This window comes from Curtobacterium sp. VKM Ac-1395 (assembly GCF_015350975.1).
In the GTDB taxonomy this organism is placed as follows: domain Bacteria; phylum Actinomycetota; class Actinomycetes; order Actinomycetales; family Microbacteriaceae; genus Curtobacterium.
Genome location: NZ_JADKRX010000002.1, coordinates 549907 through 573993, shown reverse-complemented (window position 1 = coordinate 573993; position 24087 = coordinate 549907). Strand labels below are relative to the sequence as shown.

At 72.2% G+C, this 24087-nt stretch carries 22 protein-coding genes; 11 read left to right on the top strand and 11 right to left on the bottom strand.

All coding sequences use genetic code 11. From position 1 onward, the window contains the following. Positions 1–5 precede the first annotated feature (5 nt). Complete coding sequence (locus ITJ68_RS07340; protein ID WP_194660604.1) at positions 6–3161, bottom strand: ATP-dependent helicase; 3156 nt, start codon at positions 3159–3161, stop codon at positions 6–8. A 122-nt stretch (positions 3162–3283) separates the two neighbouring features. On the opposite strand from ITJ68_RS07340, the gene ITJ68_RS07335 reads away from it, so the two are divergent. Then, positions 3284–3505, top strand: a complete 222-nt coding sequence (locus ITJ68_RS07335) for a DUF3107 domain-containing protein (RefSeq protein WP_071271723.1) — start codon at positions 3284–3286, stop codon at positions 3503–3505. A 17-nt stretch (positions 3506–3522) separates the two neighbouring features. Continuing rightward, entirely contained in the window at positions 3523–3828 is a 306-nt protein-coding gene (locus tag ITJ68_RS07330; protein WP_194660603.1) for a hypothetical protein, read from the top strand. A gap of 104 nt (positions 3829–3932) precedes the next feature. Here the strand turns inward: ITJ68_RS07330 and ITJ68_RS07325 are convergent, their stop codons facing one another. Continuing rightward, positions 3933–4649, bottom strand: coding sequence for a ferritin-like fold-containing protein (locus tag ITJ68_RS07325; protein WP_268096662.1), 717 nt, complete (start codon positions 4647–4649; stop codon positions 3933–3935). A gap of 83 nt (positions 4650–4732) precedes the next feature. Between ITJ68_RS07325 and ITJ68_RS07320 the strand changes: the two genes are divergently transcribed. Next, on the top strand, positions 4733–6223 hold the full coding sequence (locus ITJ68_RS07320) for a DEAD/DEAH box helicase (protein ID WP_194660602.1): 1491 nt from the start codon (positions 4733–4735) through the stop codon (positions 6221–6223). Between the two features lie 135 nt (positions 6224–6358). On the opposite strand, the gene ITJ68_RS07315 is transcribed toward ITJ68_RS07320, so the two are convergent. Then, positions 6359–7231: a PHP domain-containing protein gene (locus tag ITJ68_RS07315; RefSeq protein WP_194660601.1), complete on the bottom strand. Its 873-nt coding sequence runs from the start codon at positions 7229–7231 to the stop codon at positions 6359–6361. A gap of 69 nt (positions 7232–7300) precedes the next feature. On the opposite strand from ITJ68_RS07315, the gene ITJ68_RS07310 reads away from it, so the two are divergent. Together ITJ68_RS07310 and ITJ68_RS07305 are read left to right on the top strand one after the other, a co-directional pair. Then, entirely contained in the window at positions 7301–8797 is a 1497-nt protein-coding gene (locus ITJ68_RS07310) for an aminopeptidase P family protein (RefSeq protein WP_194660600.1), read from the top strand. Then, complete coding sequence (locus ITJ68_RS07305) at positions 8794–9270, top strand: GNAT family N-acetyltransferase (protein ID WP_194660599.1); 477 nt, start codon at positions 8794–8796, stop codon at positions 9268–9270. The genes ITJ68_RS07310 and ITJ68_RS07305 overlap by 4 nt, the downstream gene beginning before the upstream one ends. 126 nt (positions 9271–9396) lie before the next feature. Here the strand turns inward: ITJ68_RS07305 and ITJ68_RS07300 are convergent, their stop codons facing one another. Further along, positions 9397–10311, bottom strand: a complete 915-nt coding sequence (locus tag ITJ68_RS07300) for a general stress protein (RefSeq protein WP_194660598.1) — start codon at positions 10309–10311, stop codon at positions 9397–9399. Positions 10312–10391: 80 nt separating this feature from the next. Here ITJ68_RS07300 and ITJ68_RS07295 point away from each other — a divergent pair, with 80 nt between their 5' ends. The 3 genes from ITJ68_RS07295 to ITJ68_RS07285 are packed head-to-tail and all read left to right on the top strand — an operon-like array spanning position 10392 to position 13411. Continuing rightward, entirely contained in the window at positions 10392–11708 is a 1317-nt protein-coding gene (locus ITJ68_RS07295; protein WP_071271702.1) for a magnesium transporter MgtE N-terminal domain-containing protein, read from the top strand. Between the two features lie 46 nt (positions 11709–11754). Then, positions 11755–12252, top strand: a complete 498-nt coding sequence (locus ITJ68_RS07290) for a DUF1003 domain-containing protein (protein WP_194660830.1) — start codon at positions 11755–11757, stop codon at positions 12250–12252. A gap of 13 nt (positions 12253–12265) precedes the next feature. Further along, on the top strand, positions 12266–13411 hold the full coding sequence (locus tag ITJ68_RS07285) for an Mrp/NBP35 family ATP-binding protein (RefSeq protein WP_323743243.1): 1146 nt from the start codon (positions 12266–12268) through the stop codon (positions 13409–13411). A gap of 171 nt (positions 13412–13582) precedes the next feature. On the opposite strand, the gene ITJ68_RS07280 is transcribed toward ITJ68_RS07285, so the two are convergent. Next, a complete protein-coding gene (locus ITJ68_RS07280) occupies positions 13583–13957 on the bottom strand; it encodes a twin-arginine translocase TatA/TatE family subunit (RefSeq protein ID WP_194660596.1) in 375 nt (124 codons plus the stop codon). A gap of 60 nt (positions 13958–14017) precedes the next feature. On the opposite strand from ITJ68_RS07280, the gene ITJ68_RS07275 reads away from it, so the two are divergent. Next, the gene (locus tag ITJ68_RS07275) at positions 14018–14650 is read left to right on the top strand and encodes an O-methyltransferase (RefSeq protein WP_194660595.1); all 633 of its coding nucleotides are present in this window, start codon (positions 14018–14020) and stop codon (positions 14648–14650) included. On the opposite strand, the gene ITJ68_RS07270 is transcribed toward ITJ68_RS07275, so the two are convergent. Beyond that, positions 14640–15404 (bottom strand): AAA family ATPase, encoded by a 765-nt coding sequence (locus ITJ68_RS07270; protein WP_323743242.1) that lies wholly within the window; start codon positions 15402–15404, stop codon positions 14640–14642. The two genes, ITJ68_RS07275 and ITJ68_RS07270, sit on opposite strands and share 11 nt — an antisense overlap. A gap of 121 nt (positions 15405–15525) precedes the next feature. Then, on the bottom strand, positions 15526–15696 hold the full coding sequence (locus ITJ68_RS07265) for a DUF3117 domain-containing protein (protein ID WP_017887054.1): 171 nt from the start codon (positions 15694–15696) through the stop codon (positions 15526–15528). Between the two features lie 127 nt (positions 15697–15823). Between ITJ68_RS07265 and ITJ68_RS07260 the strand changes: the two genes are divergently transcribed. Beyond that, positions 15824–17095 carry an AI-2E family transporter gene (locus ITJ68_RS07260; protein WP_194660594.1) on the top strand — a complete coding sequence of 424 codons (1272 nt, stop codon included), beginning with the start codon at positions 15824–15826 and terminating at the stop codon, positions 17093–17095. Here the strand turns inward: ITJ68_RS07260 and ITJ68_RS07255 are convergent. Continuing rightward, entirely contained in the window at positions 17074–18270 is a 1197-nt protein-coding gene (locus ITJ68_RS07255) for a mannosyltransferase family protein (protein WP_323743241.1), read from the bottom strand. The genes ITJ68_RS07260 and ITJ68_RS07255 overlap by 22 nt on opposite strands. A gap of 125 nt (positions 18271–18395) precedes the next feature. Further along, the gene (gene dapE / locus ITJ68_RS07250; RefSeq protein ID WP_194660592.1) at positions 18396–19478 is read right to left on the bottom strand and encodes a succinyl-diaminopimelate desuccinylase; all 1083 of its coding nucleotides are present in this window, start codon (positions 19476–19478) and stop codon (positions 18396–18398) included. 41 nt (positions 19479–19519) lie between these two features. Between dapE and dapD the strand changes: the two genes are divergently transcribed. Continuing rightward, positions 19520–20488, top strand: a complete 969-nt coding sequence (gene dapD, locus ITJ68_RS07245) for a 2,3,4,5-tetrahydropyridine-2,6-dicarboxylate N-succinyltransferase (protein WP_194660591.1) — start codon at positions 19520–19522, stop codon at positions 20486–20488. A 1007-nt stretch (positions 20489–21495) separates the two neighbouring features. Here dapD and ITJ68_RS07240 read toward each other — a convergent pair. Together ITJ68_RS07240 and dapC are read right to left on the bottom strand one after the other, a co-directional pair. Beyond that, positions 21496–22794: a citrate synthase gene (locus ITJ68_RS07240; RefSeq protein WP_194629889.1), complete on the bottom strand. Its 1299-nt coding sequence runs from the start codon at positions 22792–22794 to the stop codon at positions 21496–21498. 163 nt (positions 22795–22957) lie between these two features. After that, positions 22958–24076, bottom strand: coding sequence for a succinyldiaminopimelate transaminase (gene dapC / locus ITJ68_RS07235; RefSeq protein WP_194660590.1), 1119 nt, complete (start codon positions 24074–24076; stop codon positions 22958–22960). Between the last annotated feature and the right edge of the window lie 11 nt (positions 24077–24087).

Here is a 24087-nt window from a genome sequence, read left to right as displayed (position 1 = left end):
CTCGTTCACCAGGTGACCTCCCCGACGACGTGGATGCGGCACTCGACGCCGGTGCGGGCCTTCTCGCAGTGGTCGTCGACGTTGGCGATGAAGGTGCGGTCGGCCATGCCCCGGGCGACCTCGTGCAGGCGCTCGCGGTAGGCCTGGCGTGCGTCGGGGTCGAAGGCCTGCTGGGTGCGCTCGGAGTAGGCGTGGCCGCCCTTCGGGTTCTGCACGAACACCAGGCGGGCATCGGCCATCGGCGACCGGGCTGGCACGCCCTCGACGGCACCGTCCTCGACCGCGAGCTGGTACGCGCCGAGCTGCGGGTGCTCGGGCATGTCGTTCTTCTCGCTCGGCATGCCGCGGCCGGTCTTCAGGTCGACGACGCTCACCCGGCCGTCGGGGTCGATCTCGATCCGGTCGATGCTGCCGCGCATGCGGGCGGGGCCGGTGACGAGCGCGAAGGAGGTCTCCGCGCCGAGCAGCCGACGACCGACGCTGGCGAAGGTCCGGAGGTAGTCACTCAGGCCCTCGATCATCCGTCGGGTCCTGGCGCGCTCACGGTCGGCGATCCACGGCGACTCGAACGTCAGCTCGCCCCAGCGGGACTCCACGCGCTCCCAGAGCGACTCGACGTCGACCTCGGTCGCGTGCTCCATGGCCTCGTGCACGATCGTGCCGATGCCCATCGCCGGGCTCGGGGCACCGCCACCGAAGGTCTGCACGAACCAGTGCACCGGGCACTCCTCGAACGTGCCGATCCGCGACGGGGACACGGAGACGGTCGGGGCGACGTCCTCACCGGTCACGGGGTCCTGCTCGGGGTCGGCGGTCAGGTCGACGAGCGGGTCCTCGGTCGTGGGCTCCGCCGTGCCGTACCAGTCGTCGGGTGAGGCCCCCGGGACGTCCTCGGCCGCCAGCCGGGCGAGGGCCGACGCCGCTTCGTGGTCCCCGGTCGTGACGACACGTCGGCGGAGGGTGCCGGCGAGGCCGCGGAGCGAGAGCGGGTGGGCCGACGGCTGCCGGTCCGGCGGGACGGGGACCAGGCGGACGAACGGCGACGGGCTCTCGTCGTCGTTCGCGATCGTGCCGATGACCACCTGCGTGGTGGCGCGGGACACGGCGCGGGCGAACAGTCGGAGTTCGTCGGCGACGACGGCCGCGCGGTCGTCCACCGGGGTCTGTTCCAGCCCGTCGGCGGCACGGACCAGGCCGTCCGGGTCGAGCAGGCTGCCGCGCACGCGGGTGTTCGGCCAGACGCCGTCCTGCAGCCCGAGGACCACGACGACGTCACACTCGACACCGATGGTCGCGGAGGGCGTCAGCACGCGGACCCGCCCCGCCGTCCGGTCGGGGCCGATGCTGTCCTCGGCCAGGTCAGCACCGAGCAGGTCGTCGACGAACACGCGGGCGGGGGCGTCGGGTGTGCGCTCGACGAACCGCTTCGCCGCGGTGAACAGCCCGACGACGGCGTCGAGGTGCCGGTCGGCCTCGGCCGCACCGACCCCGCCGACGAGCGACTGCCCGCCCCAGACCTTCGCCAGGCCGCTGCGCTCCCAGAGGCCCCAGAGGATCTCCTCGATGCTCGCACCGGTGTCGGCGTCCGTCCTGGCCTGCACGAGGCTGCGCGCCAGCCGGGTGGCACGACGGGCGAAGGCGGCGTCCACCGTGGCGAGTCGTTCCGGGGCGCCGAGTGCGTCCACGAGCAGCTCGTCGGCGGTCCTGGTGCCGCCGCCCGCGAGCTCCTCGCGCCGCAGGGCGAGCCGGAGTCGGCGCATCGCGAGGGTGTCGAGCCCACCGAGCGGACCCGTCGCGAACGCGGTGGCCAGGTCGGCGTCGAGGGGCAGCACGCCAAGTGCGACACCGGCGGCGTCGAGGAGCGACCGCGCGGCGGAGTCGTCGCGGGGGCGGGTGGGGGCGGACCCGGCGGTGGCGGGGACCTCGGCCACGGAGAGGGCCCGGACGAGTTCGGGGATCGCCGCACCGCTGCGGGTGACGACGACCATCTCGTGCCACGGGACCCCGTCGAGCAGGTGGTGCTCACGGAGCCGCCGGGCCACCGCCACGACGAGCGCCGATCGACTGCCGCCCTCGAGGTGCAGGACGGAGTCCCCACGACCGTCCGTCCGGCTGGCGAGGGCGGTGCGCTGTCGCCCGGCCGCCGCCGCGCCCACGCGCCCGGTGATGCCCGTGACGAGCGTGCGGATCGGCGCGGGGTGTCGGTGCACGGTCCCGAGCACGACGTCCTGCACGTGGTCGACGCCGAGGCGGGACGCCAGTCGACCGAGCACGTCCGGCTCGGCGCCACGGAAGGCCGAGGCCGCGATGTCGGGGTCGCCGAACGCCACGACCTGCACGCCGGCACGGGCCAGCGCGCCGAGGAGCGCGACCTCGCCCTCCACGAGCTCCTGGGTGTCATCGACAACGAGCAGCCGCAGTGCGGCGACGGCCGGCGGCAGCTCCCCACGGAGCACGGCGGCGGTCGCGAAGGCCACGAGCTCCGCGGCGTCGAGGCTGGTCGTCCGGAAGGCCGTGAGCGCCGCGCGGTACTCGTCGACGAGGTCCCCGACGGCACGCCACTCGGGTCGGCCGTGGTCGTCCGCGAGCTCCCGCATGTCGTCCGGCTCGACCCCGGCGGCGACGGCGCGCATCATCACGTCGCGGAGCGCCGTGCGGAACCCGGCCCGCTCGCGGACGACCGCGGTGATCGGGTCCGGCCAGTGCGGTCCGGTGCCGTCGGCGTCGTGCCCGGCGAGCAGGTCGCCGAGGATCCGGTCCTGCTCCCCACCCGTCAGCAGCGTCGGGGCCGGCTGGCCCTGCTGCGCGGCGGCGTGGGTGACGATCTGGAACGCCAGGGAGTTCACGGTGCGGGCGAGTGCGCCGGGGGTCACGCGCTCGACCGTGGCGGCCAGTCGGTCACGCAGCCCGGTCGCCGCGGTGCGTGCGGACGTCAGTGCGAGCACGGTCGCGTGGCCGTCGGCGCTGACGGCGTCCGGACGACGGAGCCGGGCGGCGACGAGCCGGGCGAGCGTGGAGGTCTTGCCCGTCCCCGGGGCACCGATGACCGCCGCGTGGACCCCGTCGGGCAGGGCCAGCACCTCGGCCTGTGCGGGGTCGTCCACCAGCGCGCGCGACACCTGCGTCGGCGCGGGAGCTGGCGTCAGCGTGGTCGTGGGCACATGCGTACGGTACCGAGCGCGACCGACATCCCCGGGCACCGCGCCACGGCCGTGACGAGCCCTGCCGTGCGCCCGCGGCGAACGTGCGGGACCGGTCGGAGGTGCTCGGATATGGTGAGCACGTGGACATCAAGATCGGCATCATCAACAGCCCCCGCGAGATCGCCTTCGAGTCGAAGCAGACCGCTGAGGAGATCGAGAAGGCCGTCTCCGAGGCGCTCACCTCCCAGACGCACCTGGCCCTCCAGGACGAGAAGGGCCGCAAGTACGTCGTGGCCGCTGCAGCCCTCGCCTACGTCGAGTTCGGCTCGGAAGAGGCCCGTCGCATCGGCTTCGTCGCCTGACCGACCCCGCCTGACCCATGGAGCTCCTCTTCGCCGTCCTCGGTGGTGTCATCTGCGGTGCCGTCGCGCACCTCGTGCTGCCGTGGCACTCGACGCGCGGACAGCTGCTCGGCCCGGTGGTCGGCGGCATCACGGCCGCCGTCCTCTGGGAGGTCCTGACCTGGGCGGGGTGGCGGTACGACGCCACCTGGATCTGGGTCCTTGCGCTGGTGGGCTCCGGCGTCGTCGCGCTCGGCGCGGAGTGGCTGCTCGGACGCCGCCGCATCGCTGCTGACGTCGCGTACTACGAGGCCGCCAAGGCCCGCGGCGCCAGCACCGCCTGACGGACCCGTCACAGACGATCGCAACGCAGCTGTCGATCGCGACGCGACTGTCGGCCGTGACGCAGCTGTCGGCCGCGACCCGGCTGTCGGCGCGCCAGACCGCCCTACGCGGTGAGCCCGAGGGCGTCCATCCGGCGCGTGTGCGCCGCGATCAGCTCGGTCCAGACCGGCTCGAGCCGCTCCTGGTCCTCCCGGGCGTGGGACGCCAGGGCCGAACGGGCGACGAGCAACGTGTCGCCGACCAGCCGTCGTCCCCACATCGCCAGGCGTGACGCCACCTGGGGCTCCTCGTCGATGCGCGCGCTCAGCTCCTCGACGACGGCGGCGGCCTCGCGCGAGTCGAACACCGTACGCAGCCGCTGGCGGACGTCGGCCGGCAACGACCGCAGCAGGTTCGCGAACAGGTCGTTGAGGATGCCCGCCGTGACGTACCCGGTCAGCATCGACTCGTACCAGTCCGCGCCGCTCGTCCGTTCGAGGAAGCGGTCGATGGCCTGCCGGTGCGGCGCCATCAGCTCGGCGGGGTCCTGCCCCATCTGCTCGATCTCGGCGACGATCGACCGGTGGCGTTCGAGCGCCGTGGTCGCGAGCACGCCGGTGACCAGGCGGCCGGAGAGCGTCGGGGCGCCGGCTCCGGCGCGGCCCATCGTCTCGTACAGCGAGAGCTGGAGGTAGGCGGCCTGGCCGAGGAAGACGTCGAGCTCGGGGCTGACGTCGTCGAGCTGCAGACGCTCCACCTGGGAGGTGTTCTTCGGGTTCCGCGACGCGAGCCACGCGGCCGCGAGCTGCGCCGCGCGCTTCCGGTTCCACCACGACACCACGCCACCAGCATAGGGGGAACGACCGGAGGGCTCTGCGCGCCGGTAGACTGCCCGGGACTCCCCGATAGGACAGGGTGACCTTTTTGACTTTCTCAGACCTCAACATCGAGCAGGACATCGTCGATGCCCTGGCCGGCAAGGGCATCATCGAGCCCTTCCCGATCCAGGAGCAGACGATCCCGCTCGCCCTCACCGGCCAGGACATCATCGGCCAGGCCAAGACCGGTACCGGCAAGACCCTCGGGTTCGGCCTCCCCCTCATCCAGCGCCTCGGCGCCGACCCCGCGCACGGCGTCAAGGCCCTCGTCGTGGTCCCGACCCGCGAACTCGCGGTGCAGGTGGCCGAGGACCTCGAGCTCGCGACCTCGAACCGCCCGACGGCGGTCGCCGCGATCTACGGCGGCAAGGCGTACGAAGGCCAGGTCGAACAGCTCAAGGCCGGCGCACAGATCGTCGTCGGCACCCCCGGGCGCCTCATCGACCTGCAGCGTCAGCGGATGCTCGACCTCTCCCACGTGCAGGAGATCGTCCTCGACGAGGCCGACCGCATGCTGGACCTCGGGTTCCTCTCGGACATCGAGCGGATCTTCCAGGCCGTCCCCGACGTGCGCCACACGATGCTGTTCTCGGCCACGATGCCGGCGCCGATCGTCGCGCTCGCACGTCGGTTCATGTCGCGTCCGGTGCACATCCGCGCGACGGACCCCGACGAGGGCCTCATGCAGGCCAACATCAAGCACCTCGTCTTCCGGGCGCACTCGCTCGACAAGGACGAGGTCATCGCCCGCATCCTCCAGGCCGAGGGCCGCGGCAAGACCGTGATCTTCACCCGCACCAAGCGTGCGGCGGCGAAGCTGGTCGAGGAGCTGAAGGACCGCGGCTTCAACGCCGCAGCCGTCCACGGCGACCTGAACCAGGAGCAGCGCGAGCGCGCCATGGCCGCCTTCAAGGCCGGCAAGCACGACGTGCTCATCGCGACCGACGTCGCCGCCCGTGGCATCGACGTGGACGACGTCACGCACGTCATCAACCACACGATCCCGGACGACCCCGACACGTACCTGCACCGCGCCGGCCGCACCGGCCGCGCCGGCAAGAGCGGCATCGCGGTCACGTTCGTCGACTGGGACGACCTGCACAAGTGGACGCTCATCGACAAGGCCCTCGAGTTCGGCATCCCCGAGCCCGTCGAGACCTACTCGTCGTCGCCGCACCTCTTCGAGGAGCTCGACATCCCCGCCGGCACGAAGGGCCGCCTGCCCGGCGCGTCGTCGCACGCCGCCACCGCCGGTGCACCCGCGCAGCGCACGGGGAGCGCGCGTCCGCCCCGGGAACCGCGCGAGTCGCGCGAGTCGAGCGACTCGCGTCCCCGTCGTCGGACCCGCTCAGGAGGCTCGGACCGGCCCGCAGCGTCGGCCCCGGAGTCGAAGCCGGAAGCCCAGAGCACCGGTCCGGACAGCACGGACGGCGAGGCAGCCGCCACCAAGCGGCGTCGCCGCCGCCGTCGTCGCGGAGCCGGCGCGGGGGGCGAGGCGACCGCCTCGTCGCCGCAGCCGGCGTCGGACGGCGAGTAGCGCCTCCCGGCAGAAGGGCCCGTCGCTGACGCGACGGGCCCTTCGTCGTCCCCACGCGCACCGAGTCTCGCCCAGGCGGGCAGAGCACGCGGGCCGGGGCCCGCACGGTGTCCGCGGGGCCGGGTCCCGGTCGGGTCAGGACAGGCGCGAGCCGGGGCCGACCACGGGCGCGCTGCCGGTGGCCTGCGCGACGATGGCGTCGAAGGAGCGCCGAGCCGTGCGGTGTTCGCCGAGACGGTTGGGCTTGCCCGTGCCGTGGTAGTCGCTCGACCCGGTGACGAACAGACCGTAGCGGTCGGCCCACTCCAGGAGCGTGCGCTTGCCGTGTGCGACGTTCTCGCGGTGGTCGACCTCGACACCGCCGAGGCCGGCGTCGACGAGTTCGCGGAGGTCGTCCTCGTCCATGACGACCCCGCGGGACGACGCAGCCGGGTGTGCGATCACGGGAACGCCGCCGGCAGCGCGGATGAGCTCGACGCCGCGCAGGGGCGACGGAGCGTCGTGCGGCTCGTAGTAGCCGGAAGCCGGGTGCAGGATCCCGCGGAACGCCGCGCTCCGGTCGGGCTCGAGGCCGAGCACGACGAGGGCGTCGGCGATGTGCGGCCGGCCGATCGTCGCGCCCGTGCGGGCCTGCGCGAGGACGTCGTCCCACGTGATCGGGTGGTCCTGCCCGATGCGTTCGACCATGCGCCGCGCGCGGGACAGTCGACCCTCGCGGATCCGTCCGGTCTCGGCGGCCAGGCCGGGGTCAGCGGGGTCGACGAGGTACCCGAGGACGTGGACGCTGCGGTGGCCGACGCGCGTGCTCAGCTCGAGGCCCGGGACGAGCGTCAGGGGCAGTTCGCGGACGGCGGCGACGGCCTCGTCCCACCCCGACGTGGTGTCGTGGTCGGTGAGCGCCACGCCGTCGAGACCGGCGGCGACGGCTGCCCGGACGAGTGCTGCGGGCGGTTCGGTGCCGTCGGAGACACTCGAGTGCGTGTGCAGGTCGATGAACGGATCAGGCACGCCGCTGATCCTATCCACAGGTCGACGGAAGCACGGACCGCCGACCGGCCTCGATGCGATGATGGGTCCATGGCCGACACCACTCCCCGCGCGACGAGCAACCGCTCCACCACTCCCGGATCCGCCACGTTCAAGGACTTCATCGGGTCCCAGTGGGCCGAGCACGACCGCCCCCTGCCCGCACAGCGCGAGCAGGCGCCCTTCGCCGCCGCGCGTCGGGCCCGGGTGTCCGAGCTGCACCCCGGCCGCACGGTCGTCGTGCCCGCCGGCACCGGCAAGGTCCGCTCGAACGACTGCGACTACCCGTTCCGCCCGCACTCCACGTTCGCGCACCTCACCGGCTGGGGCACCGACACCGTCGTCGGCTCCGTGCTCGTGATGACGCCGACCGCCGACGGGCACGACGCCACGGTGTACCTCCGTGCCACCGCCGGCCGGGACTCCGAGGAGTTCTACGCCAACCCGGAGATCGGCGAGTTCTGGGTCGGGCCGCGTCCGTCCCTGCAGGAGGTCTCCGCGGACCTCGGGGTCGCGACCGCCGACCTCGCCGAGCTCCCCGCCGTCCTCGACGCCCTCGACGACACGGCGCTCCTCGTCCGTGACGCCGACGCCGAACTCACCCGGTCCCTCGACGAGCGCCTCGGCTCCCCCGTCGGCGGTGCCGGCGAGACCGACGGCGTTCCTGCGACCGCGGACGTCCTGTCGCGCGACCTGTCCGAGCTCCGCCTGGTCAAGGACGCGTACGAGGTCAACGAGCTCCGCAAGGCCGTCGACGCCACCGCGCACGGCTTCGCGGACGTCATCGCCGACTTCGATGCCGTGCTGGCACACCCCCGCGGCGAGCGCATCGTCGAGGGCACCTTCAACCGCCGTGCCCGCGCCGACGGCAACACGGTCGGGTACGACACGATCGCGGCCTCGGGCCACCACGCGTGCATCCTGCACTGGACGCGGAACGACGGCGCCGTGCAGCCCGGGGACCTCATCCTGATCGACGCCGGGGTGGAGGTCGACTCGTTCTACACGGCGGACATCACCCGCACGCTGCCCGTCAGCGGGACGTTCACCCCCGTGCAGCGCATGGTCTACGAGGCCGTGCTCGAAGCCGCCGACGCCGCGTTCGCGATCGTCAAGCCCGGCATCACCTTCCGCCAGGTGCACGCCACGGCGATGGAGGTCATCGCGCGGAAGACCGCCGAGTGGGGCTTCCTGCCCGTCTCGGCCGAGGACTCCCTGCAGCCGGACAACCAGTTCCACCGCCGCTACATGGTGCACGGCACGAGCCACCACCTCGGGCTCGACGTCCACGACTGCGCGAAGGCCCGCCGCGAGCTCTACATCGACGGTGTGGTGGAGGCCGGCATGGTCTTCACGATCGAGCCGGGACTGTACTTCCAGCAGGACGACCTCACCGTGCCCGAGGAGTTCCGCGGCATCGGTGTCCGCATCGAGGACGACGTCCTGGTGACGGCCGACGGCGCCGAGAACCTGTCGGTCGGCATCCCCAGGACCCCCTCGGACGTGGAGGGGTGGATCGCCGGCTCCGGCGCTAGCCTGAACGGGTGAGCACCCCCGAGGTCACCCCGCAGAGCATCACGATCGACGTCGAGCACTTCGACTCGCCCGACGCCCAGCGGCTGCGTGCTGCCCAGCGCATCGAGATCGACAGCAGCTACGGCGGCGACACCGAACCGGGGCGCAAGCCGACGGCCGAGTCGATGGCCGTGTTCTTCGTCGCCCGCGACCAGGACGGCACCCCGCTCGGGTGTGGTGGCCTCCGGCTCGTCGACGACGGCATCACCGAGATCAAGCGGATGTACGTCCGACGTGAGTCCCGCGGTGCCGGCGTCGCGACGGACATCCTGCGCCGCCTCGAGGAAGCCGCGCTCGACCTCGGGTCACCCGCCGTCGTGCTCGAGACCGGACCCGCGCAGACCCGGGCCATCCGCTTCTACGAGCGAGAGGGCTTCACCCGCATCGCGAACTTCGGCCCGTACCAGGGCGCTCCCCTGTCGATCTGCTTCTCGAAGCTCCTCTGACCCCGGCGGCACACGCCGCTCGGCAGCACACGCCGCGACGACGAACGGCCACGAACCGTCCACCCGCTGTTCAGCAGGCGACGATCCGTGGCCGTTCGGCGTCGGGATGCGGGGTGTCGTGACCGCTCAGCGGCGGTCGTCGCCCCGGGGCTGGTCGTCGTCCCGGCGTCGCTCGGGGGCGTCGTCGGACGTCGGGGCCGGCGGTGTCGCACCGGCGACCCGCTCGCCGTAGCGCGGCGGCTCGTCCGCACGCGGGCCGGGTGCGGCGGTGGGCTGCTGCGGCGGCCGCTGTCCCTGCTGCGGCGTCTCGCCGTAGCGCGGACCGTCGTTCGTGCCGTAGCGCGGCTGCGTCCCGGGGGCCGGAGCCGACGGACCGGACTGCGAGGAGCCGCCTGGCTGGTTGTGCGGGGTGGCGTGTCCACCGTACGGCGAGCCCTGGTCCGGACCCGGACGCCACGGCTGCTGCTGGGGCTGCTGCGGTGCCTGCTGCTGCGGCGGACGACCCTGGAAGGGCGGGTTCGAGGACTGACCGGGGTTCCAGGCGGCGTGCGGGGTGGCCCCGAACTGCCCGAGGATCCGCTGCGCCTGCCCGACGAGCTGCGGGTCGACGATGATCTGGTAGTTCGTGGCGAGCACCTGGTGCACGCTCGTGAAGTCGCGCTGCCGCTTGGTGATCGCGAACGACACGACGCCGTAGAGCACGCCGAAGGCCGCACCGATGAGGGCGGCGGCGAAGATCAGCCCGCTCGCGGTGGGCGAGAACAGCGTCAGCACGATGCCGAAGAAGAACCCGAGCCAGAGACCGGAGAGCGCTCCTGCCAGGGCGGCGCGGCCGTAGGTCATCTTGCCGGTGACGCGCTCGACGGTCTTGAGCTCGTTGCCGACGATCGAGAGCTTGTTCACGGGGAAGTCGGACTCGGCCAGCTTCGCCACCACCGCCTGGGCGTCGGGGTAGCTGTCGAAGGTGCCGAGGACGTCGCCGCGGGGCAACGTGGGGAAGACCTGCGCCGTACGTCCGCGGAAGGGGCTCTGAGTGCTCACACAGTCATCTTCCACCGTTCCCCTTGCGATCGCACGAGAGCCGCCAGGGAAGGGCCCGTGCGAGCGGCTACGCTGGTCAGGTGAGCGCCACGAAGGTATTCGTCGCCCGCCTGGCCGGGTGCTCCGTCTTCGACCCCGCCGGCGACCGCGTCGGCAAGGTCCGGGACGTCCTGGTCGTCTACCGACGGGCGGACCCCCCGCACGTCGTCGGGCTCATCGTCGAGGTCCCCGGCAAGCGCCGCATCTTCGTGTCGGTCGGCCGGATCACCTCGATCGGTGCCGGGCAGGTCATCACCACCGGCCTCGTGAACATGCGCCGCTTCGTGCAGCGCGGTGGCGAGGTGCGGGTCATCGCCGAGATGCTCGGCCGCAAGGTCCTCATCACCCGCGACCGCATCCGCGCCACGATCGAGGACATCGCGATCGAGGACCGCGGTCAGGGCGACTGGGAAGTGGCGCAGCTGTTCCTGCGCAAGCCCAAGACCACGCCGTCCCCGTTCGGCAAGGGCCCGACGACGTTCGCGACGTGGAACGAGGTCACCGAGGACGAGCTCCCCGGTGAGTCGCAGTCCGCCGAGCACGTCATCGCGGCGTACTCGGACCTCGTCGCAGCCGACCTCGCGTCGACGCTGCTCGACCTGCCCGTGGAACGCCGGCTCGAGGTCGCCGAGGAGCTCCCCGACGACCGGCTCGCCGACGTGCTCGAGGAGATGCCCGACCAGGACCGCGTCGAGATCCTGTCCTCGCTCGAGGACGCCCGCGCCGCCGACGTCCTCGACCAGATGCAGCCCGACGACGCCGCCGACCTGCTGGCCGAGCTCTCCGACGAGCGGAGCGAGGCCCTCCTGCAGCTCATGGAGCCGGAAGAGGCGCAGGACGTCCGCATGCTCCTGGAGTACGAGCCCGACACGGCCGGTGGTCTCATGACGACCGAGCCGGTGATCGTCTCGGCGGACGCCACCGTGGCCGAGGGCCTCGCCCTGATCCGCCGCCACGAGCTCGCTCCCGCCCTCGGTGCGAGCGTCTGCGTGACGCTGCCGCCGTACGAACCGCCGACCGGCCGGTTCCTCGGGCTCGTGCACTTCCAGCGGATGCTGCGCTACCCGCCGAACGAACGCCTCGGCACGCTCATCGACCAGCAGACCGAACCGGTGCGCGTGGACGCCAGCGCCGCCGAGGTCACGCGCGTCATGGCGACCTACAACCTCGTGTCCGTCCCCGTGGTCGACGACGCCCACCGCCTGGTCGGGGTGGTGACGATCGACGACGTGCTCGACCACGTCCTGCCCGACGACTGGCGAAGTCAGGGTGACGGTGAACCGGCACGGCTGCGCACCCGCAGCCGCAGGACCCCGATGACGACGGGAAGGAGGACGACCCGTGGCACGAACGGATGAGAACCGGCGCGACCGGCCCGACGAACGGCTCGACTCCCCGAAGGGAATGCGCACGCGCGTGCTCCCCACACGCCGCCGCAACGGCCGCGGTGACGCGTTCGGTCGTGCGACCGAAGGCATTGCACGTGCGATGGGAACGCCCTGGTTCCTCGTCGGCCTGACGCTCTTCTGTGTGGTCTGGATGGCCTGGAACATCCTGACCCCGAAGGCGCTGCAGTTCGACTCGGCAGCCATCGGGTTCACCGCCCTGACCCTCGTGCTCTCGCTGCAGGCCTCGTACGCCGCCCCGCTGATCCTGCTCGCGCAGAACCGGCAGGACGACCGCGACCGCGTGCAGTTCGAGCAGGACCGGCAGCGCGCCGAGCGCAACCTCGCCGACACCGAGTACCTCGCTCGCGAGGTCGTGGCACTCCGCCTGGCGATGCGCGACATGGCCTCGAAGGACTTCATCCGCGCCGAGCTCCGGTCCCTGCTCGAGGAGCTGGACCGCCGCGACGCGATCGACGACGGTGACCCGGAGCGCACGGCGGACCTCCGTGGCTGAGGCCACGCGCCCAGTGGACGACGAAGCGCTCGGCGCCGCGGTCCTCGTCGCGCTCGGCCGCGTGATCGACCCCGAGATCCGCCGCCCCGTCACCGAGCTCGACATGATCCGTGGTGTCGACGTGCAGCCGGGAGGCTCGGTGCGGGTCGACCTGCAGCTCACGATCGTCGGGTGCCCGGCCGCCGACACGATCGAGCGGGACGTCCGCGCCGCCGCCGGCTCGGTCGCGGGCGTGGCGACCGTGGACGTCGACGTCTCCGTGATGGACCCCGCCGTGCGCAGGGCCCTGACGGAACGGCTGCGCGAGGGCCGACCGCAGGGCGTCCAGTTCACGCCCGACTCGCTGACCCGGGTCATCGCGGTCACGAGCGGCAAGGGCGGTGTCGGCAAGTCCACCGTGACGGTCAACCTCGCCGTGGCGCTGGCCCGTCGTGGGATGCGGGTCGGGGTCGTCGACGTCGACGTGCACGGCTTCAGCGTCCCCGGGCTCATGGGCCTGACCGACGAGCACGGCGTCGCGCCCCGCCCGACCCGGGTCGACAGCATGATCCTGCCGCCGGTCGCCCACGACGTGAAGGTCATCTCGATCGGGATGTTCGTCGACGACGCCTCGACCGCGGTGTCCTGGCGCGGGCCGATGCTGCACCGCACGGTGAACCAGTTCCTGTCGGACGTGTGGTTCGGCGACCTCGACGTGCTCCTGCTCGACATGCCGCCGGGCACCGGTGACGTGGCCATCTCCGTCGGCCAGCTGCTCCCCCACGCCGAGGTCCTCGTCGTCACCACGCCGCAGGCCGCCGCGGCCGACGTGGCCGAGCGCAGCGGGATCGTCGCACGGCAGACCGGCCAACGGGTCATCGGCGTCATCGAGAACATGTCCGGGCTCGTGCAGCCGGACGGCTCCGTGCTGCACCTCTTCGGTGAGGGCGGTGGCGACGAGACCGCTCGGCGGCTCTCCCGCGGGCAGAACGCTCCCGTCCCCGTCCTCGGCAGCGTCCCGCTCTCGGTCCCCCTGCGCGAGGGCGGCGACTCCGGCACGCCCGTGGTGCTCGGTGCGCCGTCGGACCCGGCTGCGGTCGCGCTCGTCGCCGTGGCCGACCGGGTGACGTCGATGGGCCGCGGGCTCGCCGGTCGGAAGCTCGGGCTCTCGCCCTCCTGACTCGATCTCGGTCTCGGTGCGGCGCGCTGCGCGTCGTCCCGCGCGGGCGCCATGGGTGCCGAACGCGCGTGCGAGCGGGAGCGCGATGCCGGACGCGACCACCGACGGACTGGAGGCCCGGTGCCAGCTGGTACCGGGCCTCCAGTCCGTCAACGGGTCACGAACGACGCGTCAGGTGGCCTCGACGTCGAAGGGCGCGGCTTCGCCGGCGGCGAGCGGCACAACCGGTGACGGTGCGCGCACCCTGCTCGCGGTGACCTGTGTCGGGGCGGCGTCGGCCATGCCGGAACCGGTGGCGGAGTCGATGAGGGCGTCGCGGATGATGCGCCGCGGGTCGTACTGGCGAGGGTCGAGCTTCTGCCAGTCGACGTCGTCGAAGTCCGGCCCCATCTCGTCGCGCATGCGGTCCTTGGCGGTGTCGGCGAACCGACGGACGGCCTTGACGAACTCCGCGAGCTTCTGTGCGTACATCGGCAGGCGCTGCGGTCCCAGCAGCAGCACCGCGATGATCCCGATGATCAGGATCTTGTTGAAGTCGATGGACACGCACCGAGCGTAACGCCTGACACCGCACGCTCACCTAGAGTTGTGCACCGAGGAGTGTGCGTGTCAGAGAAAGAGTCGAACTGGAAGTTCGCGGAGGACATCGTCTCCGAGTCCGAGGCGATCGCCCGAGCGCGGGAACACTCCCTGGAACTGGGCGTCGAGGCGATCTCGCCGGCGATCGGTGCGCAGATCGGGGTGATCGCGGCGGCGTCCCGAGCCACCAGCATCATCGAGATCGGGACCGGTCTGGGCGTGTCCGGGCTGTACCTGCTCGGCGGGGCCCCGAAGGCGACGCTGACGACGATCGACGTCGAGGTGGACCACCAGCAGTACGCCCGTGACGCCTTCATCGCCGCCGGGACCGCACCCTCCCGCGTGCGGCTCATCCCGGGCCGTGCGAACCAGGTGCTCCCCCGGATGAACGAGGCCTCCTACGACGTCGTCCTCGTTGACGCCGACCCGGAGCACGTCATCGAGTACGTCGAGCACGGGCTGCGGCTCGCACGCCTCGGCGGGACGGTGCTCGTCCCACACGCCCTGTGGCGTGGACGGGTCGCTGACCCGGTGAAGCGCGACCGTGCCACCACGGACTTCCGGCTGCTCCTGACCGAGGTCTCCACCTCCGGGGCGGTCATCAGCAGCCTGTCGCCTGCCGGCGACGGACTGCTGCAGATGACGAAGGTCACCGCGTAGGCGACTGCTGTCCGTGGTCGCCGTCTGCGGCTCCGTCGAGGTGGCGCAGGTACTGCTCCGGAGCCGCCAGGAACGCGCGTTGGTTCCGCACCAGGTCGAGATCCGCCCACGCGCTGCGCCGGAGGCCCCACTCGCCGACCTCGTGGATCGTCGCGCCGGGGAACGCGGCGAGCACGGGCGAGTGCGTCGACAGGACCACCTGCCCGAGGCCGTCGTCGACGATGGCCTGCAGCAGCCCGATGAGCGCCAGGCAGCCCTGGAAGGACAGCGCCGACTCGGGTTCGTCGAGGATCCAGAGGCCGGGCCACTGCGACCGGTCGATCACGAAGTCCAGGAACGACTCCCCGTGACTGCGCTCGTGGAACACCGGTTCGGGACGGGGACCGGGGTGCTGCTCGAGGAACGTGAACACGCCGTGCATGGTCTCCGCCCGCAGGAAGAACCCGCTCTTCGGCGCTCCCGGTTCGCGGTGCAGCGCGAGGTGCTCCCACAGCTGCGACTCGCTCGGCCGGGTGCTGTGGCCGGACCTGGTCGAACCGCCCTCCGGTCCCATGCCGAAGGCCAGGGCGATGGCCTCCACCAGGGTGGACTTGCCCGCGCCGTTCTCCCCGACGAAGACGGTCACCGTGTCGAGGTCGAGGCCGTGGTCGAGCAGCTGCGCCACCGGGGGGAGCGTCGCCGGCCAGGTGTCGCGGGGCATCGGGTCGGCCGTGTACTCCTCGACGCGACGGACGGGGCGGCGGGGTCGGGGCACGGCTCCATCATGGCGGCGACGGACGACAAGAGGCCCGGGACGATGATGTCCCGGGCCTCTTCCGTGGTGCTTCGTGCTTCTGGTGCTTGTCGTACCGTGGTGCTGTGGAGCGTCGACTTCTCTAGGCCGAGACGACCTCGGCGAGTGCGTCGTGGAGTTCCTTGGCCTCGGCGTCGTTGACCGAGACGACCAGGCGGCCTCCTCCTTCGAGCGGAACCCGCACGATGATGAGTCGACCCTCCTTAACAGCCTCCATCGGCCCGTCACCGGTCCTCGGCTTCATGGCTGCCATCAGATGTCCCCTTTCGCGCAGTACATGCGCGCCCATTATCCCGTACGGAGGGGTCATCTGCGAAACCGCCCAGGTCGAGGGCCCTGGATCGGGTCGTTCTCGCGGTTCGACTTCCTAGCCTGAGCGCGTGCCGATCATCCGCTCCACGCCTCGTCCGAGCCCTCAGGACGCCCTTGCCGAGGGGCCCGACGCCGTCCCGGTCGGCATGCGGATCGCGGCGTCGTTCTCGTGGCGGCTCCTCATCGTCGCCGCCGCACTCGCCGTGGTCGTCGCGCTCGTCGTGGTGCTGCAGGACATCGTCGTGCCGTTCCTCATCGCGCTGCTGCTCTGCGCGCTGCTCGGCCCCATCTCCGCGTTCCTGCAGCGGCACCGCTGGCCGAAGTGGACCGCGGTGCTCTCGAGCCTGGTGGTCCTGGTCCTGGCGATCGGCACCCTCGCACTCGTCGTCACCGCGCAGATCCGCTACGACCTGCCGTCGCTCGAACACCGCCTGCACCGGAGCGTCCTGTCGCTGCAGACCCTGCTCGACAGCCAGCCGTTCGGCATCACCGTGCACGACGTCAACTCGTGGGTGTCGAAGGGCACCGACTACCTCCAGGCACACGCCTCGTCGATCCTGTCCGGGTTCCAGGCCGCCGGGTCCAGCGCGGTGCACGCGCTGGAGGGCCTGTTCATCGTGGTCTTCACGACCCTGTTCGTCCTCATCGACGGGCGTCGTATCTGGGGCTGGGTCGTCCGACTGTTCCCCCGCCGGGCCCGCGCACGGATCGGTGTCGCCGGCGAGGCCGGGTGGCACACGCTCACGAGCTTCATCCGCGTGCAGCTCATCGTCGCGGTCACGGACGCCCTCGGCGTGGCGATCGGCGCGCTCGCGTTGCAGGTCCCGCTCGCGGTGCCCATCGCCGTGATCGTCTTCCTCGGCGCGTTCGTCCCCGTGGTCGGTGCGATCGTCGCCGGGACCGTGGCCGTCATCGTCGCGCTCGTGTTCAACGGCTGGGTGACCGCGCTGTTCATGCTCGGGGTCGTGCTCGTCGTGCAGCAGATCGAGAGCCACGTGCTGCACCCGTTCCTCACTGGCAGCGCGGTCAAGGTGCACCCACTCGGCGTCGCGCTCGGGGTCGTCGCGGGCACCACGCTCGCCGGGGTCGTCGGGGCGTTCTTCGCGGTGCCGTTCATCGCCACGGTCAACGCGATGGTGCTCGCCGCGGCGCGGTGGCGGCCGGAGGACGGGGACGGTTCCGGGGACGGGGCGAGCGCGGCGCTGGCGCCCCCGACGTCCGTGGGTCCGACGACGACGCCGTCGTCGTCAACGTCGTCGTCGTCGTCGTCGTCGACGGAGTCAGCGTCAGACCGGGCGGACTCCGCGCCGGGCGCCGATCACGGCGGGGTCCAGTCGTAGCCGTCGACCCACCAGCACCAGTCCAGCCACACCCACTGCAGCACCAGGAACAGCGCGACGACGACGACGCGGTACAGCCGTGACCGCGGCAGTGCCACGATCCCGAGCAACGGTGCGATGGGCAGCAGGATCCGCCAGGTGCTCGACTGCGGGAAGAACACGGCGAGCAGGTACACGAGGTAGGCGACCGCCCACAGCCGCAGCTCCAGCCCGAGGCGCCGCGATGCCGGCATGACCACGAAGGCGACGAACCCGACCAGCACCACCACGAGCAGGACGCTGCCGGTCGGCTGCCGGAACCACCACCCGAAGCCCTGCACCCACGGCGCGAAGGGCACGAGGTCCTTCCACCCGATGTACGAGGACCGCCACGCGAGCTCGGTGTCGGTGTACGCGCGCGGCACCCCGGTCACGGCCCAGGCGATCGCCGGCCACGCGAGCCCCACGACGCCGGACACCGCGGCCACCACCACGGGCGGAACGAGCTGACGGACGGTCGGTCGGTGGTCGTGCCGGAGCCACGTCGGGCGGACGACCCAGACGACGACGAACGCCCCCATGAGCAGCGCGAAGGCGAGCCCGGTCGGGCGGGTCATCCCGAGCAGCAGCACGACGGGCACCATCGTCCAGAAGCGCCGCTCGACCAGCAGCAGCAGCGCGACGAGGAGCAGGAACAGGCCCATCGACTCGGCGTAGGCGACCTGGAACATCGCCGAGACCGGTGCGACGCAGAACAGCACCGTGGCGAAGGTCGCCCGGGTGGGGTCGAGGAAGCGTCCCATCAGGCGTCGGAAGACCAGCGCGGCGCCCCATCCGGCCACGAGCGAGACCGACACCGCGACGAGCTCGAACGACGCCCCGGTGACGGTCATCAGCGCCCGGACGAGGAACGGGTACGCGGGCATGAACGCCCACGCGTTCTCGGTCACGTGCCCGGCGGCGTCGACGGGGAGCGTCGAAGGGTAGCCGCCGGTGGCGATCACGCGGTACCAGGCACCGTCCCAGATGGACGCGAAGGCCAGGGGGTGCGGGTGCTGGCCGGTGAACGAGTTGGCCGTCTGCATGCCGGCGTAGACGCCCATCATCGCGCCGGTGACGAACCGCGCGAGGACGTAGACGACCGTGATGCGGACCCACCACGGCACCACGCGGTACCGCGCCCGCCACCGGGTCACGGCCACAGCGGACCCGCGACGCCCGGACGACCGCCGGCCATCCGACGACCGCCGCCCGTCCGCAACCCGGCCCTCTGGCAGAGTCGGCGACGACCCCGTGTCCGGGGACCCCGCCCCGGCCGTCGTCAGACCGTCAGCCACCGGCGCAGACCGTCCTCGACCGCGGTGATCTGCGCGACGGGGACCTGCTCGTCGTCGTGGTGCGCGAAGACGGGTTCGCCGGGGCCGTAGTTCACGGCCGGGACGCCGAGCGCGGAGAACCGGGCGACGTCGGTCCAGCCGTACTTCGGGCGGGGCTCCGGGCCACCGACCGCGGCGACGAAGTCCTGCGCGAGCGGGGCGTCGAGCCCGGGGCGGGCACCGGCGGCCAGGTCGACGATGTCCACCTGGTAGCCGTCGAACAGCTCGCGGATGTGCGCGACGGCCTCCTCGGCAGAACGCGAGGGCGCGAAGCGGTAGTTGACGTGCACCATCGCCTCGTCGGGGATGATGTTGCCGGCGATCCCGCCGCTGATCCCGACGGCGTTCAGGCCCTCCCGGTACTCGAGCCCGTCGACCTCGACCGTGCGGGGCTCGTAGGCTGCCAGCGTGGCCAGGATCGGCGCCGTCTTGTGGATCGCGTTGTCGCCGATCCAGCTTCGAGCGCTGTGCGACCGCTTGCCGTACGTGCGGATCTCGGCACGGAGGTTGCCGTTGCAGCCGCCCTCGATCTGGGCGCCCGACGGCTCCCCCAGGATCGCGAAGTCGGCGGCGAGCAGTTCCGGACGGGTGCGGGCGAGCCGGCCGAGGCCGTTCAGCGCGTCGGACACCTCCTCGTGGTCGTACCAGACCCAGGTGACGTCGACGGAGGGGTCGGTGAGGTCGTACGCGAGCTTGAGCTGCACCGCGCAGCCGGCCTTCATGTCCACGGTGCCGCGGCCCCAGAGGATCTCGGTGCCGTCCTCGGCGGTCCGGAACTCCGTCGGCAGGTTGCTGTTCAGCGGCACGGTGTCGATGTGCCCGGCGATCACGACCCGGCGCTCCCGCCCGAGCTGCGTCCGCGCGACGATCGCGTCGCCGTCGCGCACGACCTCGAGGTGCGGCAGCGGCGCGAGCACCGCCTCGATCGCGTCGGCGAGTGCGGCTTCGTTGCCCGACACCGACTCGATGTCGCAGATGGCACGGGTGATGTCGATGGACGAGGCGGTGAGGTCGAGCTGCTCCGGCATGCGCCGAAGCCTACCGTCCGACGCCTCGGTACCCTGGTGCGGTGACAGACACGACCGCTGCCCCCGCCCGACCGACCCACGCCTGGGGCCACGGCCTCGCGACCGTCACCGCCGACGGCACGGAACTCGACACCTGGTACCCCGAGACCCACCTCGGCGAGCTGCCCGCCGACGCCGAGTTCCCGCTCGGGCTGCAGGAGCACCTCGGTGAGGACACCCGTCGCGGCGTCCGGATCGAGGCCGTCACCACCGAGGTCACCATCGACGCCGCCCCGACGAGCACCCCGGACGCGTACCTCCGCCTGCACCTGCTGAGCCACCTGCACGTGCGCCCGAACGAGGTCAACCTCGACGGGGTCTTCGCGCACCTGCCGATCGTCGCGTGGACCAACGCGGGCCCCGTGCACCCCGACGACCTTGCCCGGCTCCGGCCGTCGCTGCAGCGCGCCGGCATCGCCGTCCACGCGATCGACAAGTTCCCGCGGCTCATCGACTACGTCGTGCCCGACCGGGTCCGCATCGGTGACGCCAACCGCGTCCGGCTCGGCGCCCACCTGGCACCCGGCACCACCGTCATGCACGAGGGCTTCGTCAACTTCAACGCCGGCACCCTCGGCGACGCGATGGTCGAGGGCCGCATCTCGCAGGGCGTCGTCGTCGGCGCCGGCACCGACATCGGCGGCGGCGCGTCGATCATGGGCACGCTCTCCGGCGGCGGCACCCACCGCGTCTCCCTCGGCGAGCGCGCGCTCCTCGGCGCCAACGCCGGGCTCGGCATCTCCCTCGGTGACGACTCCGTGGTGGAGTCCGGCCTCTACGTCACCGCCGGCACGAAGGTCGTCCTCGTCGGTGCGGCCCCGAACCCGGACGGCACCCCACGCACGGTCAAGGCCGTCGAGCTCTCCGGCGCCCCGAACGTCCTGTTCCGCCGCAACAGCCTGACCGGCGCGGTCGAGGCCCTGCAGCGCCAGGGCGAGGGCATCCAGCTCAACACCGCGCTCCACGCGTAGCGGGAACCCCAGAGCACCCCCCTGGAGGCCCGGTGCCGGTCCACGAGACCGGCACCGGGCCTCCAGTCCGTTCCGCCTGCCATCCACCCGGTCCCAGCGCGCTGCGGACGAGCGGGCGGAATGCCGCGGTCCGCTGCTGACGCGACCCGCCGTTCCCGCCCGCTCGTCACCGGGTCGACAACGCGCCGGCTCCGGCCAGCGCGCGTGTGGACGAGCGGGCGGAATGCCGCGGTGCGCTGCTCACGCGACCCGACGTTCCCGCCCGCTCGTCACCGAGTCGACAACGCGCCCGGCTCCGGCCAGCGTCCGCACGGACGAGCGGGCGGAATGCCCGCGTGCGCGAGACCGAGCACCGGAGCCTTCCACCCGCTCGACCACCGCGGGTGACCGTACGAGCTCCTGTGGCGATCCTCGGGGCCGCACGGCGCCGCCCGGTCGCCGCCACCGTCGACGAACGGGCGGAACACCGTGGTGCGTCGCGCGCCCACCCCGCGACTTCGCCCGTTCAAGGGGCGGGCGGGCGCTGACGCCCGGGGCCAGCCACCGTGCTCCCGGCCGAGCGGGCGGAATGGATGGGTGACGAGGAGAGGACGGCCGGGCATTTCGCCCGCTCGCCGTGCGGAGCGTCGGAACGGGGCGGGGCGGCCCGGGCCGGACCGGGGCGAGCCCGGGCCCGTTGCGGACGGGAGGCTCGGTGCGAGCCCGCCGGAACGGCGCGGCTGGTCCTGGCGCGAGCGGGCACGAGCGAGCGGGCGGATTCGTGGGGTGTGCGGGCCGCGCGACCCCGGCCTTTCGCCCGCTCGGCACGGAGGCAACGGAGCGCCCGGTGCGCGAGTGAGCTTGTGCGGCCGAGCGGGCGGAACGGCCGGGTGCGGACGCGGGACGACCACGGCATTTCGCCCGTTCGACTTCGTGAGCGCGCGGACGTGTGAGGAAGTCGGGCGCACGACGACGGACGGCCCGGGCCACGAGCGAGTCGTGGGCCGGGCCGTCCGGGTGGGGCTGCGTCAGCGCTGCGGGAGGTCGCGCTCCGGCGAACCGACGTAGAGCTGCTGGGGGCGACCGATCTTGTTCAGCGGGTCGTTGTTCAGCTCGCGCCACTGGGCGATCCAGCCGGGCAGGCGGCCGATGGCGAACAGCACCGTGAACATGCGCGGCGGGAAGCCCATCGCCTTGTAGATGATGCCCGTGTAGAAGTCGACGTTCGGGTAGAGCTTGCGGTCGATGAAGTACTGGTCGCTCAGGGCGATCTGCTCCAGCTCCTTCGCGATGTCGAGCAGGTCGTCCTGCACGCCGAGGGACTCGAGGACCTCGTCGGCGGACTCCTTCACGAGCTTCGCACGGGGGTCGTAGTTCTTGTAGACGCGGTGCCCGAAGCCCATGAGCTTCACGCCGCGCTCCTTGTTCTTCACCCGCTCGACGAAGCGCTGCACGGGCTCGCCGGAGTCCTTGATCTGCTGGAGCATCTCGAGGACGGCCTCGTTCGCGCCACCGTGGAGGGGGCCGTACAGGGCGTTGATGCCGGCGGAGATCGATGCGAACATGTTCGCCTTCGTCGACCCGACCAGGCGGACCGTGGCGGTGGAGGCGTTCTGCTCGTGGTCCTCGTGCAGGATCAGCAGGCGGTCCAGGGCCTTCGAGAGCACCGGGTTCGGCTGGTACGGCTCGGCCATGGTGCCGAAGTTGAGCCGCAGGAAGTTGTCCACGAACGACAGCGAGTTGTCGGGGTAGAGGAACGCCTGCCCGATGGCCTTCTTGTGCGCGTACGCCGCGATCACCGGGAGCTTCGCGAGCAGCCGGACGGTCTGGAGCTCGACCTTCTCGGGGTCGTCGACGTCCATGTCGTCCTCGTAGTACGTCGACAGGGCACTGACGGCGCTGGACAGGACGGACATCGGGTGCGCCGAGTGCGGGAGGGCGTCGAACAGGCGACGGAGGTCCTCGTGCAGCAGGGTGTGGCGGCGGATGCGGGCGTCGAAGTCGGCGAGCTCGGTCTCCGACGGCAGTTCGCCGTAGATGAGGAGCCAGGCGACCTCGAGGAAGGTGCAGTTCGACGCGACCTGGTCGATGGGGTACCCGCGGTAGCGCAGGATGCCCTGGTCGCCGTCGATGTACGTGATCGCGCTCTTCGTCGAGCCGGTGTTCACGAAGCCGTAGTCGAGGGTGTTCATCCCCGTCTGCTTCTTGAAGGTGGAGATGTCCACGGTGGAGGCACCGTCGACGCTCGGCAGGATCGGGAACTCCGCACTGCCGCCCGGGTACGTCAACGTGGCGGTCTCGCCGTGCTGGTCCTCGGCGGGACTCACGGGGACGGGCGTCGTCGGCGGTGTGGCCGTCTTCTGAGCGTCATTGGCAGTGTCAGTCACGCTGACAGCCTAATCGCGCCGTCTGTCGATCGTGCACACCTGGGACCTCACGATCCGGTGGGACCCCACGATTGCGGAAGACGCCGGGTGAACAGTTCGGACGTCAGTCGGCGCCGAGCCGGTGTCCGCTGGTGAGACGTTGAGCAGCCGCGGCGATGCGTTCGTCGGTCGCCGTCAGGGCCACGCGCACGTGCTCGCCCCCGGCCACGCCGTAGAACGTGCCCGGAGCCACGAGGATCCCCCGGTCGGCCAGCCACGCCACGGTGTCGAGCGCCGGTTCGCCGCGCGTCGCCCAGAGGTAGAGCCCGGCCTCGCTGTGGTCGACCCGGAAGCCGGCGCCCTCGAGCGCCCGACGGAGCATGCCGCGACGGGCACGGTACTTCGCCTTCTGCTGCTGCACGTGGGCGGTGTCCTGCAGCGCGACGACCATGGCCTGCTGCACCGGCAGCGGCGGCATCATGCCGGTGTGCTTGCGCACGGCGAGGACCTCGGCCAGGACGGCGGCGTCCCCGGCGACGAACGCGGCGCGGTACCCGGCCAGGTTCGACTGCTTGGAGAGCGAGTACACGCTGAGCACGCCCTCGACCGAGTCCCCCACCACGCGCGGGTCGAGGATCGTCGGCGTCGGGGTGGTGTCGTACGGCGGTTCCCAGCCGAGCTCGGCGTAGCACTCGTCGCCGACGATGACGGCGCCGAGTTCACGGGCGCGGGCGACGGCGACGCGGAGCTCCTCGATGGTGAGCACGCGGCCGTCGGGGTTGCCGGGTGAGTTGAGCCAGACGAGCTTCGTGCCGACGGGCCAGGCGGCCGGGTCGTCCGACGCCAGGGCCGTGGCACCGACGAGCGCCGCCCCGAGCTCGTACGTCGGGTACGCGGCGGCGGGGAACACGACGGTGTCACCGCGACCGATGCCGAGCCAGAGCGCCAGCCCGGCGATGAACTCCTTCGAGCCGATCGTCGGCAGGGTCTGGTCCTCGGTCAGCTGCACGCCGTGCCGACGCCCGTACCAGTCGGCGATGGCCTGACGGAGCGCCGGGGTGCCAGCGACCTGCGGGTAGGCGTGGGCGTCGGTGGCGTCGGCCAGCGCCGTGCGGACGAGCGCGGGCGTCGGGTCCACCGGGGAGCCGACACTCAGGTCGACGATGCCGCCCTCGTGCTCGGCGGCGCGCTGCTTGAACGGGACGAGTTGGTCCCAGGGGAAGTCGGGGAGGTCGAGCGCCACGAGGGGTGTCG